Origin of the sequence: Leuconostoc suionicum, assembly GCF_001891125.1 — a bacterium.
GTDB lineage: Bacteria > Bacillota > Bacilli > Lactobacillales > Lactobacillaceae > Leuconostoc > Leuconostoc suionicum.
The window spans coordinates 1,941,134-1,958,359 of sequence record NZ_CP015247.1; the positions used below are offsets into that span (position 1 = coordinate 1,941,134).

Genomic DNA, 17,226 nt, shown 5'->3' on the forward strand with positions numbered 1-17,226 from the left:
TTAAATTTTATTATCTAAGTATTGGACCAGCGTTATTATTAACATCATTTTTAGCTGTTGTTGAACCCTATAATGAAGCTTTGTGGTTCGGAGAAAATGTAATTGGATTCAATTTAGTTAGCTTTGATATGCCGTCTACTTGTTTTCCATTTAGTAGATTACCATTGTCAGTAAAATTCGTTCCACCAAATACTTTTACTATATCATTAATAGAGGCTGTAGGCACATCGAAGGTATTATTTTGAGCATAAATTTGTGATTGTTTACCAAGTCCAAAAGCGTACATAAATTTGTAAATAGATGAATTAGTGGCAGAATAATAATTATTGTAAATATGAACTTTTCCGAAACGAACACGTGGCTGCCGTTGAATGAGATTGTCAAAATGCTTGTGATGCATCGTTACTTGTAGTTTACCCAAATCACTGGTTTTAGAGTCACTATTACCTATGTTCATTGATTTATCATGGTTTTGTAACTGGTTATAAGATAAAGTCACGTTATTAGCACCATTTACAATATCTACTAATCCATCATGGTGTTGGTACTCACGACCATAATATGAACCATTTTTATTATCAGTTGGGCTACCATCAGAGAATTGATTATGGTTCAACCAAACGTTTGACCCACCATTAACTGTTAAATTATCGTATTGAGAATTCCAATTACCACTAGCTCCGTCTGTAGGATCCCATTGTGGGAAATAATCATAGGCATTTTCAAAGGTAATGTTTCGTACAATAACATTGCTACCGTTAATAATCATATTCCCACCGGTAATTTTAGCATTATTGGTACCAATTATTGTTGTGTTAGAAGGCACCTTATATTGGATTTGTTTAGCTTGGTTTTTTGGGGCCTTATCACGCGCTATTTCTTGAGTTCTCGTAGGCATTTTTTTACCATACTTAGTCGGATTGTAGGTATTTAAATATGTAGCAAAGTTATAACCCGCACCATTTGCATAATCTGCAGCAGTTAAAGTTTTCCCGTTACTTCCTATGTTCATATCTATTGTTCCAGAAATATAAATAATTTTAGCTGTTTGATTATTTTGATTTCCTAATGCGTTCATTAAATCAGCCCAATTAGATACAGCTAAAACTTTCGTTTCTTTATTCTTATTAGAGAAATACTCTTTAACGTAATCTATATCTTTGTCCTTAAACTCATAAATTGCAGCAAAAATCCTTTTGTTTTGATATGATGCAACCTGTTTATCTTTGACTTCATGAGTAGTAGCGTTAACCTGTTTGTCACGTAACATAAAAAAAGAAAAACCAACTAAACTAATAATTATCAAACTCATCACATATTTTTTCAAGCTGCATGCTCCTGTTACTTGTTTTCAACTGAAAAACATTTGAAAGAGACGACATAAATAACAAAATGGGCAAGTTATTTGAATTCAAACTAAAATATGCTCTATTGTTTACGTCATTTAGTGTATTAATTAATGCCGAGGGAGCTCAGCCAATTTTAGGATGAAATACTGTTACAAACAAAATTATAATAAAATTAACAATAAAAATAACGCAACTGATGTAATATTTTTATGTTGTTTAAAAACAAATACAACAGCCTTTTTGACTTTAGGTAAAAAATAAAGTAGGCATATGAACAACAGTATTATGCGATAGGCGGGGGCTAATCAAACGCAAAATACATCTTGTGACCATCCAACTTCAACTTAGCGTCAAATGATTTACCCTTTTTGCTCTGAAGTCCCTTTAGAGCATGTTTGTCATCTATAAGAAATCGGGATATTATGTTAGAACCAAGCAGATTATTATGCTTAAAACTGTTTTATGAAGTACAATCTACGTATAAGCAAGTTTTGAACAGCATCAATTAAAGGAGAAATTTAATACTATGGCAAAGATTGGTTGGATAGGATTAGGACAAATGGGGACTCCTATGGCAACACACTTATTACAAGATAATTCCCTAATGGTATATAATCGTACGTCAGCAAAAGCTAAACCTCTAGTTGAACAGGGAGCAACTTTGGCCCAAAGCGTTCCAGAATTGTTAACTAACAGTGATGTCATTTTTTTAATGGTTACTGATTTTTATGCTATCGAATCAATTATTGATGAAGATTTTTTGAGTCATATATCAGATAAAACCTTGATAAACATGAGTACTATTGCCCCCGCTGAGAGTCGAACAGTTTCTACTTGGATTACTGAACACAACGGTCAGTACGTTGAAGCTCCAGTTTCGGGATCAGTTTTTGCTGCAGAATCAGGATCGTTGTTAATTCTTACAGCGGGAACCGAGTCTATTGTTAATGGACTAGAGCCATTGTGGCAGGCCTTGGGTACTTACAAGTACAGTGGATCAATAGGGAATGGGACTGCACTTAAGTTAGTTCTTAATGCTTTACTTGGCATGTTTGGCGAAGCATATAGCGAAGCAATTCTATTAGGCGAAGCATTTGGATTATCAAAACAAGCTATTTTAGATACAATCAGTGAATCGGTCATCGGTACTCCATTCTTTGAATATAAAAAGACTTTATTTGCTTCTGAAAAATTTGATCCTCAGTTTATGCTAAAACATATTACTAAAGATATGAATTTGATCCAAGGTTTCATGCAGCAATCACATTTGAACTTACCAGTGGTTCATAAGGACGTGACTATTTATAATAAAACAAGTAGTAATGAAGACTCTAATTTGGATATGACTGTTGTTTATCAATATTTAAAAGATATGAAAGCATCAGAATGATTCTCACAGATGTATTTTGCGTTTGATTAGCCCCCACCTACCGCCTAATACGTTGGTTCGGTTGGTAAATATTTTTAAAGAAAATTGAAAATAGACAATGGGCATATTAAATAGCATGCGTCGTTTATCATCTAAACTTTCCAAATTGATATAAGTTTCATGGGTTAACTCTTTAATCACCCTTTTTGACACGCTCATGTCCATGTTTGACACTTTTATAGTTGCCTTGATAGCATTACTAGAATTGGTTGTTGGGTTGATTAAAAATTAACAAAAAATAACCGCCTTAGCTCTGCAATCTAGCGGTTATTTTAACTATATCAATAATGACATCGTTTTATACGGATCGACGTGGGAAGACTTGTTCACGCAAGGCTTCCTTTTCTTTTGCATTATATTATTATTTAATTTTTTCTACATAGTTCCAAACTTTATATAATATATCATTGCCGTCATGTTCTAATGTATAGTCGGTTAGATTCTTAATAATGCTCTGCAAATTTTTTCTGTTTATTTTAAAAATAGATGTTCTAAGTTTGATAATTTGATTTGTTGATGCAAATAACTTATAAATATTCTGCGCTTTAGAACTAAATGAATGATATAACCTTAAAAATATAGTATTCTTTTTAAAAATATAAAAAATTAAGATTGGATAATCAAAAATAGATAGTAACGGTCTAATTCATCATATAGAAATATATGTCAGCGATTTGAATAAAACTAATTTATTTTGAAACTTATTGCTTGTAAACCATCTAGGCTATACTGTCCACCAAAAGTGGGACAATGGTGTTAGCTACATTTTTGATGGAATCTACATTTTTTTTGTACAATCTAATAAAAAAACTCCGATATATAGTCGTACTCACATAGGGCTAAATCATTTAGCTTTCTCTGTAGATAGCTAAAACGAGCTGGATGAGATTAGATTGGCATTAATTAATGCCAATTACACAGAACTTTATTCTGACAAGTATCCACACGCTTCAGGTTTGCAAACCAATGCACTATATTTTGAGGACCCCGATCGTATAAAAGTAGAAGTTGTTTGCGAATTTTAAAATTCACCTAAAATTAAAAAGCACTAAATCTAGTTAAATAGCCTTAGTAACTTTCATTTTAATAATACAGTCTATGTTAACGAATAACTTAAATAGCAAAGAAATACTAAACGTTCGTATGCTATAGATATTATAAATTCTGTAAAGCTAAAATTTATAACTATACAAATATTTATAAAGAAAAAATAAAATAATGATCCCTATTACAATACCAATTATACTTCCCCAAATCACGCCAGTTAGAATAGCTTTACGAAATACTTCTCTAGGCATATTAGCTAGTTCAAAATTTTTGGTTAGTCGGATTAATCTATTACCAAAATAAATAATAATCGCACAATTACTTATTATTGCTAAATTTAAAATGATAAGAGCAGGCAAGGACAGGTTACCAAAAATTGGTTGGGTTACTAATATAAATAGACAGGCTAAGTCGGTGATAGTTGCAAAGTTTAGATAAATTTTTGTGCTTCTGATATCAGCCTGTTTTTTTATGTTTTCCACAATGTTTGATCCCTTCAATAATAAATTGTCTAAAGATAAATCAAATAATTGAGCTAAGATAATCAAGCTATCTATATCTGGCGTGGTTTTATTATTTTCCCAATTCGAAAAAATTTTTGTAGAAACAAAAATTTTTTCTGCTAGCTGTTCCTGCGTTAATTTATGATCTCTTCGCTTCTTTTTTAGTATGCTACTTATATCCATTTATTTTCTCCTTTATTTTAAGGAACGTATTCATTACTATCTATCCAATAAAGTCACTAGAAAATTAATTCATATATTGATGTATCAGTATTTAAATGGTCGATTGTACAATTAAACCGAACCTTGAATAAAAAAAGCCCACAAGTTAATGCGAGCTCACCAATAAATGGCATTTATTTATCATTTTTTCTGAAATATTTATCACTAATAAAATTAACTATAGGCGATAAAATTACAAAACCAACCACCATGTAAACAATATCCCAAAACCAAAACGGTGTGCCTAACATATCAGGGAACTTTTTTAAGATATATGACAATATAGATATCACAATAAAATTTTCGAATAAATGATTTTTCAAAATGGTTTACCTCTATTTATTGAGTCATATAAACAGAATTACCTGTTCTATCAGTTTTTTAATGTACTGCAACCCAACCACTTCCATTTTCATGGATAACGTTTTTATAAACATGGATACTATTTAAACACAAATGATAAACGTATGTCAACGCTGTTTGTAAAATTAATCACTTTTGTATACATAAAAAGCACCCAATGGGTCATAGGGATTTTTGAATTAAATTCCAGGTAATTTATTTTCTAGTTGATATGTTTGTGTTAAATACTTGGCAATTGAGTATAAGTCATCAATGTACATAATTGCCAAACCATTTAATACCTTAATAATAATTACATCATTAACATTTTTAAATATTTCTGGCTCTATTTTCTGATAAAATGCCTTAAAATCAGCTAAAGTATATTTACTAATGTCATTATTATGTACTAACATATGTGTTCTTGTTAATACCTTGGAAAAAGTTTCCTCAGTACCGCCAAGGTCTTGTATAACAAGTGCTATTGACACTGGTCTTATATACGAATCCCCTAGAAATGTTGCCATTTCCATTAATATTTGTCCTTGTAGTCTAACATCTTCAAACATTTATATACCCTCAATTAATAAGCTAATATTACACTTTAACCCACTTGCAATACCGCGATGCTTGTTATCTTCCATACTTCCTTGCAAACCTCTAAATTTTGCAATCTAAAGGCTGTATTCTGCACTATGTTCATAATATTTTCACATAATTCATTTTGTATAAACATGAATACTATTCAACCTTAATGTTAAACGTACGTCAATGCTTTTTCAAAATTAATCATTACTTCTTTGGAAGGTAATCTATTTTACGAAACCTAAAATGAACCCGCTAACTTTACGAACATTTAATTTGTTCAAGTTAGCGGGTTCATTTTATTGATTTACGTAGACCTTTTTTATTATATTAGGCGTGCGTAATGTGATTTTTTGACTGTGTTGATGACTGACCATAATAGGCATTATCACCGTGCTTCCTATAATAATGTTTGTCTAACAAGTATTGCGGAACATGAATTTCTGATCTTGTTGACTGCAAAGCATGGTAACTAATTTCTGCTGATACTTCCAATACTTTAGCATTGTATACAGATTTTTCTGGAGTCGCACCCCATGTAAATGGGCCATGTTGACTGACCAAGGCAGCAGGCGTCGCGTCTGGGTCAAGCCCACGATTCTCAAACTCTGTTACAATGACTTTTCCAGTATTTAGTTCATAGGCCGTTTTAATTTCCTCTTCACTTAGAGCTGGTGCACAAGGAATATCCCCATAAAATGTATCGGCGTGCGTTGTACTGACAGCTGGTATATCCATTTTTGCAGCAGCAAACGAAACGCCCCAAGGCGAATGCGTATGCGTGATACCACCTATATTTAAAAAATGTTGATAGAGATAGGCGTGTGTAGGTGTGTCACTAGATGGATTGAGATTACCTTCTACAACTTCCCCATCCAAATTAACCACAACCATATCGGAAGGTTTTAATTGGTCATACTCAATGCCAGAGGGCTTTATTACAAATAGCCCTTTTTCACGATCAATGCCTGATACATTTCCCCATGTGAATGTTACTAATCCTAATTTAGGCAACGCCATATTAGCCTTATAAACTTCATTTTTTAGCTTTTCTAACATAATTACACCTCGATTGAAATTCCAGATTTGGTTAGTAAGTCAACTATAAAATCGTGAGCATTCTCAATTTTATTAATGCAATCGCTCTCTTTCTCAGACCACATCTCAATTGTAAATGTCCCCTGATAATCTAGACGTCTTAACGTCTTAAATAATCCTAAGAATCCAACATTCCCTGTTCCAAAAGGTACATTTTTAAATTTTCCTGGTGTACTTTGCGTAACCGAAAGCGTATCTTTGACATGTATAGCAATAATACTGTCTAATCCTTCTGTCAAATCCTCTCCCGGATTATTTTCAGGCCAAGCTGATATATTGCCTAAATCTGGATATGCCTGAAGCCAAGGTGAAACAACGGACTTCTTAATTTTCTTCACCTTGGCAATCGAATTAATAAAAGTGTCATCCATTGTCTCAATGGAAGTCATAACCTGGTTTTCAGCTGCATAGTCAACTACTCGTTGCAAGTTTTCAATGAAATTTTCACGTGTTAACACTGTCTTAGAGCCATAATACTCATCATACCCAGCAATCTGTATATTCCTGATTCCTAGGTCTTTAGCCAAAATAATTGCTTTCTTACACATGCTATATGCTTGAGCGTATATTTCTGGGTTCTCAGATCCGAGAGGGTATTTTCTAAGCGCCGATAGCATCATTGTATCAATGGGTATGCCAGTTTCATACACATCTCGAACTAACTGAAATCGTTGTTCCTTATTCCAATCTAAGCGTTCAATACGTTCATCGGTCTCATCAATTGACATTTCTACAAAAGAAAACCCATGTTTTTTTGCTAAATTAAGCTTATCTCGCCAGGACATCTGAGCAGGTAATGACTTTTCGTTAATGCCAAGTTTTGCCATTGTTACGCCCAATACTTTTTAATCTCATTTTGAAAATCTTGGGCTGTCTTAGCAGGATCCTTTTGCCCAGTTATTGCACGTCCTGCAATAAATGTGTATACTGGAACACCTTTGAATAATTTAATCGTATCGATATTTAACCCACCTGTAACAGATACTTTGAACCCCATATCCACGAAACGTTTTACAATGTCCAAATCTTTTTTACCCCACACCTCTCCTGCTAATAATGCATCTCGACTTTGGTGATAAATAACTTGTTCAATGCCAATTTTTTGCCATTCTTTAGCCCGTTCCCAATTCCATGCTGAATAGAGCTCAACTTGAATGCCGTCCAACACAGATTTAGCTGATTTCATTGTCGCAATTGTCGCTGAGTCAATGACTGTCATCAAATCTGCACCCGCGTCTTTAGAATTTTGCGCTACAGTAGATCCTGCATCCGCACACTTAGTATCAGAAGCAATGATTTTATCTGGAAACATTTCTCGTAAAACTCGGATAGCTTGTTGCCCAGCTTGTAACTCTAAAATTGTACCAACTTCGACTATATCAACAATTGGGCCTGCTAAATGAGCAATTCTGGCCGCATCTGCTAACGTATTTTGATCTAAAGCAATTTGTAAATTAGGCTTCGTCATTTTTATATCCTCATTTCTTATATTTTTCTTCAAAATCTGTTTCATCAATGATGCGTTGGGTGATTTCTTTATCACTCATAACATTTTTCACACCAACAACTGTGACGCCTTTTTTAGCTGCATCTTCAAACATACTTACAAAATTCAATGGTGTGAAAACAGCGTCATACTGAGTTGCTGTCGATTTCCCTTCAGCAATACTCGTATGATTTATTTTACTGATCGGAATACCCAACTTTTTCATTGACTTTTCAACACTCTTCATCATCATTAAGCTAGTGCCTGAACCATTGGCACAAGATACTAAAATATTCATAATAACTTCTCCTTTTCTTTTTCAATTTGAATATTGTTTATTCAATTCCCTTATTTTCTTTATACGCATCGTAGTCCTCAACCATTAAGAAATAGTTTTTTGGATCTTTACGATATTCTAGTTGAGGAATCAAGAGTAAGATTGCCGCTACTAGTACTACTCCAAAGTAACCTAAGTATTTCAAAATAACTGTAAACACTGGCCAAACCGTATCCCAATCAAACATACCCAAGTAACCACCAAACTTAGACATACCAATCCATGTTGAAATTAGCGCAGCACCAACTACTTGAATAATGCCTGAAAAGAAGGGTAATATCATCGCCGCTTTTGCACCCGCACGATTATTGGCAATAACACCAAAGACCGCATTATCGAAGAAGAGGGGGATAAATCCGGCAATAATAATTGTTGGTGAATGGAAGATCATCAATGCACCAATAGCTAAGAATTGGCCCAATGCACCAAACAAGAAACCTATGGTTACTGCGTTTTGTTCTCCAAAAGCAAATGTTGCAGCAACGTCAATTCCAGGCACAGAATTTGGCAAGATTGTGTCACTGATTCCTGTAAAGCTTTCAGTTAATTCGCCAACGAAGGTACGAACCCCTAGTTGTAAAATTGCCAAATTGACAGCAAATCCCAATGATGTAGTCAAGATGTAGAAGAAGAAACTAGTTCCCTGGGCTAACCCTGAAGTCCCATTACTAGTAATAAACAATTGATGAAAATAGTTTTCTCCTAGCACAACCATGATGATTCCAAAGAACACGAACATCAGGATAGCCGTTGCTACCATGTTTTCATTGAATATTCTCAAAAATCCAGGGAGCGTTATATCTTCTAAACGTTTTGCTGATTTATTTTTGCCTTTATCAGAAGATTTTTTCATTTTGTCAGAAATCCACGCAACCAAAGCAATTCCAAACATTTGCTGATGCGCTACGGCAAATCCTCCACCATCTGTAAGTTGTTGTGTTGCTTTGATGGTCATATTCGATCCAACCGCCCAATATAAACCGAGTAACACGCCCATCACCAGCAATACTTCAATTCGCCCTAAGCTAGGAATGGCAAAGAGTAGAATCCAAAATGCTGTCGCTGCTTGTTGCACTTGAACATTTCCTGTTGTAAATACTGCACGTAACTTCGTATACTTTGAAAAACGAACCAATAAAATATTGAAAACAAATGCAATTAACAACAGAATCATTACGTCACCAAACGAACGGCCAAATGTTTTCTCTAATCCGTCCGTAACAGCATTTTGACCAAAATACGGATCAATTACTGTCGCTGTGAGATGGAAACGATCTTTCAAACCTGTTAAAATCGGACGAAAACTGGTCACTAATCCGTTTGATCCCACTATCAGAATCATATAACCAATCGTGGCTTTTAAAAACCCAGCCAGACTTTCATACCAAGGTTTCTTTTCTAACATGTAACCAATTAACACTATGAATCCAATCATATATGCTGGCTGAGTTAAGATATTGTCGGCAAAGAATTCCCAAATTCTTAATATTCCTGCTAGTATGCTATCCATTTTATTCTCCTCATTATTCTGCAGGGATACTCTCAAAATGATTCATAACTTGATTAAAATCATCTAGTGTTTCGATATTAGATAACGCTTCAATCATGCCATCGGTCATTAATAAAGTCATCAAATTTTGAATATTTTCCAAGTGTTGTTCTTCATTTTTAGCAGCCAGTGTGAAAAATAGTTTTCCTTGTTTTTCTGGATTCCCTGCTTCAAAAGACACCATCTCACTGAATTTAGCAAAACCAATACCTGTTCCTAAAACGCCGGGTCCAGTAGCCAATGCATGTGGCATCACAACTCCTGGAACTATTACAATATACGCACCATTGACCTCGACGTTTTTGATGATTTCATTTATATAAGCGTCAGTGATAATTCCTTTTTCCTTTAAGTTCTCACTGGCAATACGTAGTGCTTCACGCCAATCTTGCGGTGTCTCGTCATAAATACGCACCAAATCATTATCATGAAAATATTTAAGCATCGTCATTTTATTACTCCTTTAGAGGAATGATGGGAATGGCACATCATTGTCCGTTGAAAAGACATCTGAAAATCCTCGGTCATAATGGTATTGAATTTCATCCTTATCTTGTGGGAATGTATAACTACCGCCAACCTTCCATACAAATGGATGGAACTGATAATTAAGCGTGTCCTTCTTCATTTGCCAAAGTTTTACGATTTCTTGTGGATCAGCATCAAAGTTAGACCAAATATCATAGTGAACCGGAATAACCACCTTTGCCTTTAAATCTTCTGCTGAACGAAGTACATCAATTGATGTAACCTTATCAGTAATGCCTCTTGGATTTTCTCCATAATTAATAATTTCAACATCAATATCATTTTCATTACCATGCTTAGCAAACATATTAGACATATGGGAATCAGCCGCATGATACAAATTACCACCAGATGTTTTAAGTAAGTAGTTCACTGCAATTTCGTCCATATCCTGTGGTAAGGCACCTTTAATTTTCACATCTGGTTCTACCGTTAATAAAGCTGTGCGATCGAAGGCTTCTAAAGCTTTAATCGTTACTGATTTTACCGTGACCTCATCCCCTGGATGAACTACAACAGTACGATCAGTTGGCACTCCCCAACTTTCCCAGATATCAACGACTGCCTGAGGTCCAATAAACTTTGTTTCGGGGCTACTATTTTTTAGCACAGCTGCTGCTGTATTAATATCTAAGTGATCTGAGTGGATATGTGTTACTAGGAGTGCATCTACGTTCTTTATAGCATATGGGTCAATAACAAATGGTTGCAAACGTAGATTGGGTTGCATTTTTTGAACACCACTCATTCGCATCATCTGGTGCCCTTTTTTCATTAAACCGGACCCATGCGATTGTTTTCCAGTACCGTTCCACAAATCTACTAAGATGTTGGTATTTTCGTGTGTTTTAAGCCAAACACCATTATTGGCCAGCCACCACATTCGGAAATTATTTTCCGGTACTTGTGATGCTTCAATTTCTTCGTTTAACCAAGTTCCCCACTCTGGAAATGTATTCTCAATCCAGTTTGCACGTGTTGCTTCTTGAACATTCTTTGCTTTTACCATAGTATTTAAACCCTTTCTATAAATAACTAAACCTTTAAATGTATGCGCTTACATTATTTACTACAACTCTATTATTAAACATGCTAAAATAAAAAAGCAGTCCCATTCCGCCACAAAAAGAGCGCTCTAATGAGACTGTTTACCTTCTCTTCCACATTGTAAAATAAACATAAACTAGGGATGAAATTATTTGTTCACATATAAGAGAGGAACGATTAAAAATGCAAGTGTCGAACATGAATTATGCGAAATTTATTAATTATATAGCCACACAAGAACTATTACCAAATGTACAAACAATGGCAAATCGTTTGAACTTGTCTAGCCGTAAAATTTATTATCTACTTCAGGCCGCGAATTCCGATTTGCGTTCATCAAATCAGCCTTTTCTTGTTCCAAGCACAAAAATTTCAGATTCTCAAATTTCTGTATTAAAAAATAAATTATCACAAGCGCCGTCCGATGAATACCTTACTTCGTATGAACGGCAGCAGATTATGGATATTTGTATTGCTCTCCCCTTAAAAAAATGGACTTTATCTGCATTTCAATCTTTATTTGATGTATCCAGAAATACCGTACTACGCGATATCGCAGATTTAAAAAAGAGAAAAAAATTTCGACCTGAATTTTCTAAAAAAAATGGTTTTGAGTTTAAGGAACCACGCTATGATTTATTAGTCCATGCATATAATAGTCTAATGCTACTGCAAAGTCACAGAAACCCGCTTAACTACTTTATTCACTCACTAGATGGCGAGCCCTCTCACTCCAAATTTCTGCTAGTCAGTGAAAAATTGAAAAATATGTACAAAGATTCTTTGGAAAAAAGTATTTCTATTTCTAATGCATTGACACTCACTATTTTTTCTGTTGTTTCTTCAATGTATAGTAGCCATCATTCTATTACTGAAGAAATGCTGTTCAATGATTCTGATATTACATCCTTTACGAAACGACGAGAACATAACATCATTCAAGATTATGCTCTTGTAGCAGAAACTAATTTTTCGATTCACATACCAACTTCTGTGAAACTGTTTTTAACGCTACAACTTCTTAGTGTTACCAAGGAGCAGGATGATCACTTTAGCTCACACTCGTTTCAGGATCTCCTGATTCTAAGTGAACACATTGTGGATGCTTTTATGACTATTTCTCACATCACCAGTAAAAATACTGAAAGAAAAATACTGATCCGAGAAATTCAGACTCAACTCAAACCATTTTGGTACGCTGTTCGTTATCAAAATATTACTGTCTACGAATATTTATATCACGAACCACTTTTTGAAAAGTATGTCGTAGAATCCCTAAATCAATTAACTGATAGCGCTTTATATAACCATTTATTTCCTTACGGTTTGCTTCCAGATCAAATCAGTGTTCTAGCCATGATATTCTACAATTTCAGCCTATCTCAGCAAAAAGAGACCAAACTGAACATATTGATGGTTACATCCCTGCCAATATACAGCCAGAACTTATTTAAAACTATCATTGAAAAACACAGTACTGTCCCATGCGCACTGACTATTCAAGCGCTAAATAGCTTTGATAACTCATCAAACAATGTCAATCAATTTGATTTAATTATTACTGAATCTACCGAAATCAGTACTAAACAACCAACATTTCTAATCGACAGTGAATTGAAAGAAAGTGAGTTCGATCGTCTTAAGACTGTTATATCGCAAATCAATCCTATGGAGAAAATCACAAATGACAAATAAAATAAAAATGATTGCCCTAGACATGGATAATACACTGCTTCGGCCAGATAAAACCTTATCCAAAAGGAATACAAAAGTTCTACAAAGTCTACACACTATGGGAAAAAGTATAGTACTGACCACTAGTCGTCCATTCCCCAACGTACAGCCTTTCCTTTCACAACTACAATTGAATCAAGTTAATGATTACGCCATTCTATTTAACGGAGCAATTATCAAAAACATATATACAAATCAAAATCTGATCAATCATGTTTTTACTCTTTCAGACGTTGATGAGGTGTTTAACTTAATACATAATATTCGTTTGCCAATTGACCTTGTTACGCAAAACAACGTATATTCTATTAAAGATTTTGGAAAATCTGGATATGTTGAATTAGTAGGGAAGCTTATTCCTTATTCAGAAAAACTTTTATCTGAATTAACTCCAGATTTGATGTTTAATAAATTTGTCGTCTGCGCTACGGATACAGAGTTAAATTATTTAGAAAACGTTCTCCAACACACACCCATACTAACTAAAAATATAAATTTTGTCAGATCAAGAAGAAATTTATTAGAGTTTGTTCCAAATAAGGTTAATAAGGGCGCTGCATTATCAAAGCTACTCAAACAGTTGTCATTGACTCCAGATAGTTTAATGGCCTTTGGCGATGAAGCGAATGATTATTCTATGTTGAGCTTAGCCAGAGTTTCAGTAGCTATGGATAATGCCATCCCATCTATTAAAAAAATATCAACAAACATTACTAAGAGCAATGCCGAAGACGGCGTGGCTGAATTTTTGGAAAATTATTTTTCATTGTAGTAGCTATGAAATAAATCAATTTTCTCACTCAATCGAAATTCTTGACAAAACCATACTATTTTCCTAGGATAATATCTATGTTGACTAAATCATATGTATCTTATGATTCAGATATTTCTCAGAAAGTGGTGAAACTGTAATGCCCTTATTTATTCTTGGATTAGTCATTGGCTTTGGCTTGCCTATACAAACCGCTGTTAATTCCAAACTTCGAAGTGTGCTTGGTTCTGCATTTAATTCTTCATTAGTTTCATTTGGTGTTGGAACAATCTTTCTAACAGCTGTAACCCTAGTAACTACTCATTCTCTCACGATTAATGGTTCCTTTTTTTCAACTGAGCCTTGGTGGATTTGGATTGGTGGTGCGTTAGGTGTCGTCTATTTAACCGGTAATATTATCTTATTTCCTAAATTAGGTAGTGTCCAAACTGTCATTATGCCAATTCTTGGTCAAATTGTCATGAGTATGCTCATTGATAATTTTGGTTGGTTTTACTCTAAGCAACATGATTTTACTTGGTTTAGAGGAGTGGGCGCCCTACTAGTTTTAGCCGGCGTCTTTCTTTCTGTTTCATTAACGCAACTAGTATTAAAGCAAAAGAACAGTCCAAAAGAAGCAACTTCACAAAATAATGAGTCAAACTACATAAGATTACCTTGGCAATTTCTGGGATTTGTAACCGGTATGCTTAGCGCTCTCCAAACAGCTATTAACGGACATTTAGGTAAAGTAATTAACTCCTCACTTAAGGCAGCTCTTATTTCATTCCTAGTCGGGTTTATAACACTGCTTATTATTGTCTTAATAAATCACTATGCTCATAAACCAAAACAAGCTATCCAACTTGTACAACAACCTTGGTGGATTTGGATTGGCGGTATCATTGGGTCTCTATTTGTCTTAGGAAATATTTTTCTAGTGCCGTTACTAGGCACTGGGTTGGTAGTTGTCATTGTTTTAGTTGGCCAAATTGCTGGCAGTCTGCTCGTAGACCAATTTGGGTGGTTTGGAGCTAAGAAAAATCCCATTTCAGCCATTCAACTTTTGGGGTTATTGTTCATGGTTGGTGGCGTTGTTTTAATTAAATTCTTTTAAAAAGTAAATAGAATTATTCACCAACTTAAAATAAAGAATACAAAAAACGTAAAACACCCATAAGTGTCTTACGTTTTTTTAAGTGTCGACAAAATACATTTTGATATTGTCTATCGCAAGATTCAAAGTCCTATATTCAGCCACTGTTTAAAATGATTAACCGTACTTTGTGGTACATACCGCAAATGAATAATATGATGCCCATCGCCATCCCTTACAATGATATCAAGGTGCAGTACTTTTTTTCTAAAAAGTGTTATAAATCCTCTTTCTCGCACCCCTTGAATCTTATCACGACGAATATAATAACCTTCCCTGCTAAAACCATTGCTTCGCTGTATATACACCAATTCTTGATTAAAACCAAGCTTTTGATCGGTAATGGTCAGTATGTTCTTTAGAATTAGTATGGCTATTATTACTATGAGGATAAAGAAGAATAACAATATGTATGATCTTTGTAGCATGCTTGGAAAATAAAATATGACAACAGAAATTACAAAAACCATTATAAAAATGTTGCGCAAAACACTGAAACGGACCTGATACCAAGCCGCTTTATCAATATTACTTACTTGCCAATGATCCACATCAAAATCAATAGACGTTAAAACCTTTTTTAAAGTAGTCATGATTTTATCTATTGACGCCACAGGAATAAGAACCGTTTGGGCATCTTTTTCATCCTGACTCGCCGAAAGCAATACATTAACACTCACTAATCTTACCAAACGCCTTAGTATTGTTTGACGAAGTTGTATCGTTTGTATTCGATTAAGTTTTAGCTGCATCGTTTTATGCGCTAAAAACCCACGTGAAATGTCTAAATAATTATTCTGATGTTTAATTTTAAAATTAAAATATCGATTAAATATTCTGAAAAAACCGACAAATATACCAACAATCACGGTTGAGACAAAAAGAATACAGAATCCTGTCACAGATTGATGATTAAAGAAAGCTTCAAAACTCGATTTTAAATTCTTTGGTAACATCTCATCAACTTGAGACCAAAGAGTGAATAATACGACAACGCCACCTAACCCACCTAAGGATGTCAGCGCATAGACGACCAGCTCCTTAGTGGTCACCTGATATTGAATTTTTGTTGTTTCAACTGTCTCAGATTCTTTCTTAATACTATTTTGAGCAACTCGAAGTTTTTGTTCAATTAGGTTAGCCTGTTTTATAGTTAATGCATCAAAAATTACATCTGGTTTTCCCTGACCTGACGTATCAATTTGCATGCGCACAACATGAAAAGGCTGATAGTAAAAAGGTATCGTACGCGTTATTGTTTGAATTCGTTCAAATGGAATATGCAGCTGATTTTTATTGATAATACCTTTTTTTACAGTTAATTCGTGTTCATCAAACTCAAAGATAAAGAAAAACCACTGTACCCAAGCGCTTAGCAACAGAAGTAATAAGGTAACAATCACAATGATAGGAAAATATGTGAATCGGCTCCCATTCATATTGAATAATCCCAAAAGAATCGGCCATACAATCAACTTTATATTAGTTAACAAATTGATAAAAACAGCAAACAAGCTTTGGTGTTGTTTAATCATCAGAAGCTACCTCACGTGCATGTAAAGCAGCTGTCACCAATTGACCTCGTATTTTTTTGGCGGTCAATTCCTCTATTTCTTTAATCTCAAAACCATGTGCAGCAGTTTTGATTGACAGGTCCATTAATTTGAACCGACGTAAAATAGGTCCCTGTGTTGTATCAACATTTTGAATACGATTTAAGGGGATTGTCTCTACTTTTCTAAATACAAAGCCTCGATAAATATAAACCGCATGGTCATCTATATAGTAACGTCTAAAGTGATAAAAATAATTAATCAATGCCATATGAATAAGCGGTATCAACACAACTATTAACATGAAAACTACAGCAATATTTGTATAAATATCCCTTTTCGATTGTAAAAAAAGGATATAAACAGTGGCTAGTCCTATAAATGTAAACAAAAACCAAATAACATCATGGATCAACCAAACAAATTTGGCTGTTTTGGGTAATTGCACGGCATTTTCTGGTATCATATTCTTCTCTCGATCACTCTAAAATTATAATATTTAGTTTATCA

Annotated in this window: 16 protein-coding genes and 1 pseudogene; 4 read left to right on the forward strand and 13 right to left on the reverse strand. The window is 34.3% G+C overall.

Annotated elements, in window-relative coordinates:
* Positions 1–67: 67 nt before the first annotated feature.
* Together A6B45_RS09740 and A6B45_RS10705 are read right to left on the reverse strand one after the other, a co-directional pair.
* On the reverse strand, positions 68–1,327 hold the full coding sequence (locus tag A6B45_RS09740) for a pectate lyase family protein (protein ID WP_227005781.1): 1,260 nt from the start codon (positions 1,325–1,327) through the stop codon (positions 68–70).
* A 323-nt stretch (positions 1,328–1,650) separates the two neighbouring features.
* Positions 1,651–1,788 (reverse strand): topoisomerase C-terminal repeat-containing protein, encoded by a 138-nt coding sequence (locus A6B45_RS10705; protein WP_371923063.1) that lies wholly within the window; start codon positions 1,786–1,788, stop codon positions 1,651–1,653.
* Positions 1,789–1,872: 84 nt separating this feature from the next.
* Between A6B45_RS10705 and A6B45_RS10710 the strand changes: the two are divergent.
* A pseudogene (locus tag A6B45_RS10710) lies at positions 1,873–2,739 on the forward strand (NAD(P)-dependent oxidoreductase); the annotation flags it as partial.
* Positions 2,740–3,950: 1,211 nt separating this feature from the next.
* On the opposite strand, the gene A6B45_RS09755 reads toward A6B45_RS10710, so the two are convergent.
* From A6B45_RS09755 to ulaG, 9 genes are all read right to left on the reverse strand, one after another.
* Positions 3,951–4,511, reverse strand: coding sequence for a helix-turn-helix domain-containing protein (locus A6B45_RS09755; RefSeq protein ID WP_072614379.1), 561 nt, complete (start codon positions 4,509–4,511; stop codon positions 3,951–3,953).
* Between the two features lie 581 nt (positions 4,512–5,092).
* The gene (locus A6B45_RS09765) at positions 5,093–5,461 is read right to left on the reverse strand and encodes a hypothetical protein (RefSeq protein ID WP_072614380.1); all 369 of its coding nucleotides are present in this window, start codon (positions 5,459–5,461) and stop codon (positions 5,093–5,095) included.
* 346 nt (positions 5,462–5,807) lie between these two features.
* The gene (locus tag A6B45_RS09770) at positions 5,808–6,536 is read right to left on the reverse strand and encodes an L-ribulose-5-phosphate 4-epimerase (RefSeq protein WP_072614381.1); all 729 of its coding nucleotides are present in this window, start codon (positions 6,534–6,536) and stop codon (positions 5,808–5,810) included.
* A 2-nt stretch (positions 6,537–6,538) separates the two neighbouring features.
* A complete protein-coding gene (locus tag A6B45_RS09775; protein WP_072614382.1) occupies positions 6,539–7,402 on the reverse strand; it encodes an L-ribulose-5-phosphate 3-epimerase in 864 nt (287 codons plus the stop codon).
* A 2-nt stretch (positions 7,403–7,404) separates the two neighbouring features.
* Positions 7,405–8,043 carry a 3-keto-L-gulonate-6-phosphate decarboxylase UlaD gene (locus A6B45_RS09780; RefSeq protein WP_072614383.1) on the reverse strand — a complete coding sequence of 213 codons (639 nt, stop codon included), beginning with the start codon at positions 8,041–8,043 and terminating at the stop codon, positions 7,405–7,407.
* 10 nt (positions 8,044–8,053) lie between these two features.
* Entirely contained in the window at positions 8,054–8,359 is a 306-nt protein-coding gene (locus tag A6B45_RS09785; protein WP_072614384.1) for a PTS sugar transporter subunit IIB, read from the reverse strand.
* Between the two features lie 37 nt (positions 8,360–8,396).
* Positions 8,397–9,908, reverse strand: a complete 1,512-nt coding sequence (locus A6B45_RS09790; RefSeq protein WP_072614385.1) for a PTS ascorbate transporter subunit IIC — start codon at positions 9,906–9,908, stop codon at positions 8,397–8,399.
* Between the two features lie 13 nt (positions 9,909–9,921).
* Positions 9,922–10,398: a PTS sugar transporter subunit IIA gene (locus A6B45_RS09795; protein WP_072614386.1), complete on the reverse strand. Its 477-nt coding sequence runs from the start codon at positions 10,396–10,398 to the stop codon at positions 9,922–9,924.
* Positions 10,399–10,410: 12 nt separating this feature from the next.
* The gene (ulaG, locus tag A6B45_RS09800; RefSeq protein WP_072614387.1) at positions 10,411–11,484 is read right to left on the reverse strand and encodes an L-ascorbate 6-phosphate lactonase; all 1,074 of its coding nucleotides are present in this window, start codon (positions 11,482–11,484) and stop codon (positions 10,411–10,413) included.
* Between the two features lie 221 nt (positions 11,485–11,705).
* Between ulaG and A6B45_RS09805 the strand changes: the two genes are divergently transcribed.
* The 3 genes from A6B45_RS09805 to A6B45_RS09815 all read left to right on the forward strand — a co-directional run bounded on the left by A6B45_RS09805 (position 11,706) and on the right by A6B45_RS09815 (position 15,124).
* Positions 11,706–13,217, forward strand: coding sequence for a BglG family transcription antiterminator (locus A6B45_RS09805; protein WP_072614388.1), 1,512 nt, complete (start codon positions 11,706–11,708; stop codon positions 13,215–13,217).
* Entirely contained in the window at positions 13,207–14,028 is an 822-nt protein-coding gene (locus A6B45_RS09810; RefSeq protein ID WP_072614389.1) for a Cof-type HAD-IIB family hydrolase, read from the forward strand. Before A6B45_RS09805 ends, A6B45_RS09810 begins: the two co-directional genes overlap by 11 nt.
* Positions 14,029–14,167: 139 nt before the next feature.
* Entirely contained in the window at positions 14,168–15,124 is a 957-nt protein-coding gene (locus tag A6B45_RS09815; protein ID WP_072614390.1) for a DMT family transporter, read from the forward strand.
* 122 nt (positions 15,125–15,246) lie between these two features.
* On the opposite strand, the gene A6B45_RS09820 is transcribed toward A6B45_RS09815, so the two are convergent.
* Entirely contained in the window at positions 15,247–16,698 is a 1,452-nt protein-coding gene (locus tag A6B45_RS09820; RefSeq protein WP_072614391.1) for a PH domain-containing protein, read from the reverse strand.
* The gene (locus A6B45_RS09825) at positions 16,691–17,182 is read right to left on the reverse strand and encodes a PH domain-containing protein (RefSeq protein WP_072614392.1); all 492 of its coding nucleotides are present in this window, start codon (positions 17,180–17,182) and stop codon (positions 16,691–16,693) included. Before A6B45_RS09825 ends, A6B45_RS09820 begins: the two co-directional genes overlap by 8 nt.
* Positions 17,183–17,226: the final 44 nt, after the last annotated feature.

What these genes read in the sequence shown, in the direction of transcription:
- A6B45_RS09790 (WP_072614385.1), bottom strand. Translation starts at nt 9,908, where the DNA reads ATGGATAGCATACTAGCAGGAATATTAAGAATTTGGGAATTCTTTGCC.
- A6B45_RS09815 (WP_072614390.1), top strand. Translation starts at nt 14,168, where the DNA reads ATGCCCTTATTTATTCTTGGATTAGTCATTGGCTTTGGCTTGCCTATA.
- A6B45_RS09775 (WP_072614382.1), bottom strand. Translation starts at nt 7,402, where the DNA reads ATGGCAAAACTTGGCATTAACGAAAAGTCATTACCTGCTCAGATGTCC.
- A6B45_RS09820 (WP_072614391.1), bottom strand. Translation starts at nt 16,698, where the DNA reads ATGATTAAACAACACCAAAGCTTGTTTGCTGTTTTTATCAATTTGTTA.
- A6B45_RS09770 (WP_072614381.1), bottom strand. Translation starts at nt 6,536, where the DNA reads ATGTTAGAAAAGCTAAAAAATGAAGTTTATAAGGCTAATATGGCGTTG.
- A6B45_RS09825 (WP_072614392.1), bottom strand. Translation starts at nt 17,182, where the DNA reads ATGATACCAGAAAATGCCGTGCAATTACCCAAAACAGCCAAATTTGTT.
- A6B45_RS09810 (WP_072614389.1), top strand. Translation starts at nt 13,207, where the DNA reads ATGACAAATAAAATAAAAATGATTGCCCTAGACATGGATAATACACTG.
- A6B45_RS09805 (WP_072614388.1), top strand. Translation starts at nt 11,706, where the DNA reads ATGCAAGTGTCGAACATGAATTATGCGAAATTTATTAATTATATAGCC.
- A6B45_RS09785 (WP_072614384.1), bottom strand. Translation starts at nt 8,359, where the DNA reads ATGAATATTTTAGTATCTTGTGCCAATGGTTCAGGCACTAGCTTAATG.
- A6B45_RS09795 (WP_072614386.1), bottom strand. Translation starts at nt 10,398, where the DNA reads ATGACGATGCTTAAATATTTTCATGATAATGATTTGGTGCGTATTTAT.
- A6B45_RS09755 (WP_072614379.1), bottom strand. Translation starts at nt 4,511, where the DNA reads ATGGATATAAGTAGCATACTAAAAAAGAAGCGAAGAGATCATAAATTA.
- A6B45_RS09765 (WP_072614380.1), bottom strand. Translation starts at nt 5,461, where the DNA reads ATGTTTGAAGATGTTAGACTACAAGGACAAATATTAATGGAAATGGCA.
- A6B45_RS09780 (WP_072614383.1), bottom strand. Translation starts at nt 8,043, where the DNA reads ATGACGAAGCCTAATTTACAAATTGCTTTAGATCAAAATACGTTAGCA.
- ulaG (WP_072614387.1), bottom strand. Translation starts at nt 11,484, where the DNA reads ATGGTAAAAGCAAAGAATGTTCAAGAAGCAACACGTGCAAACTGGATT.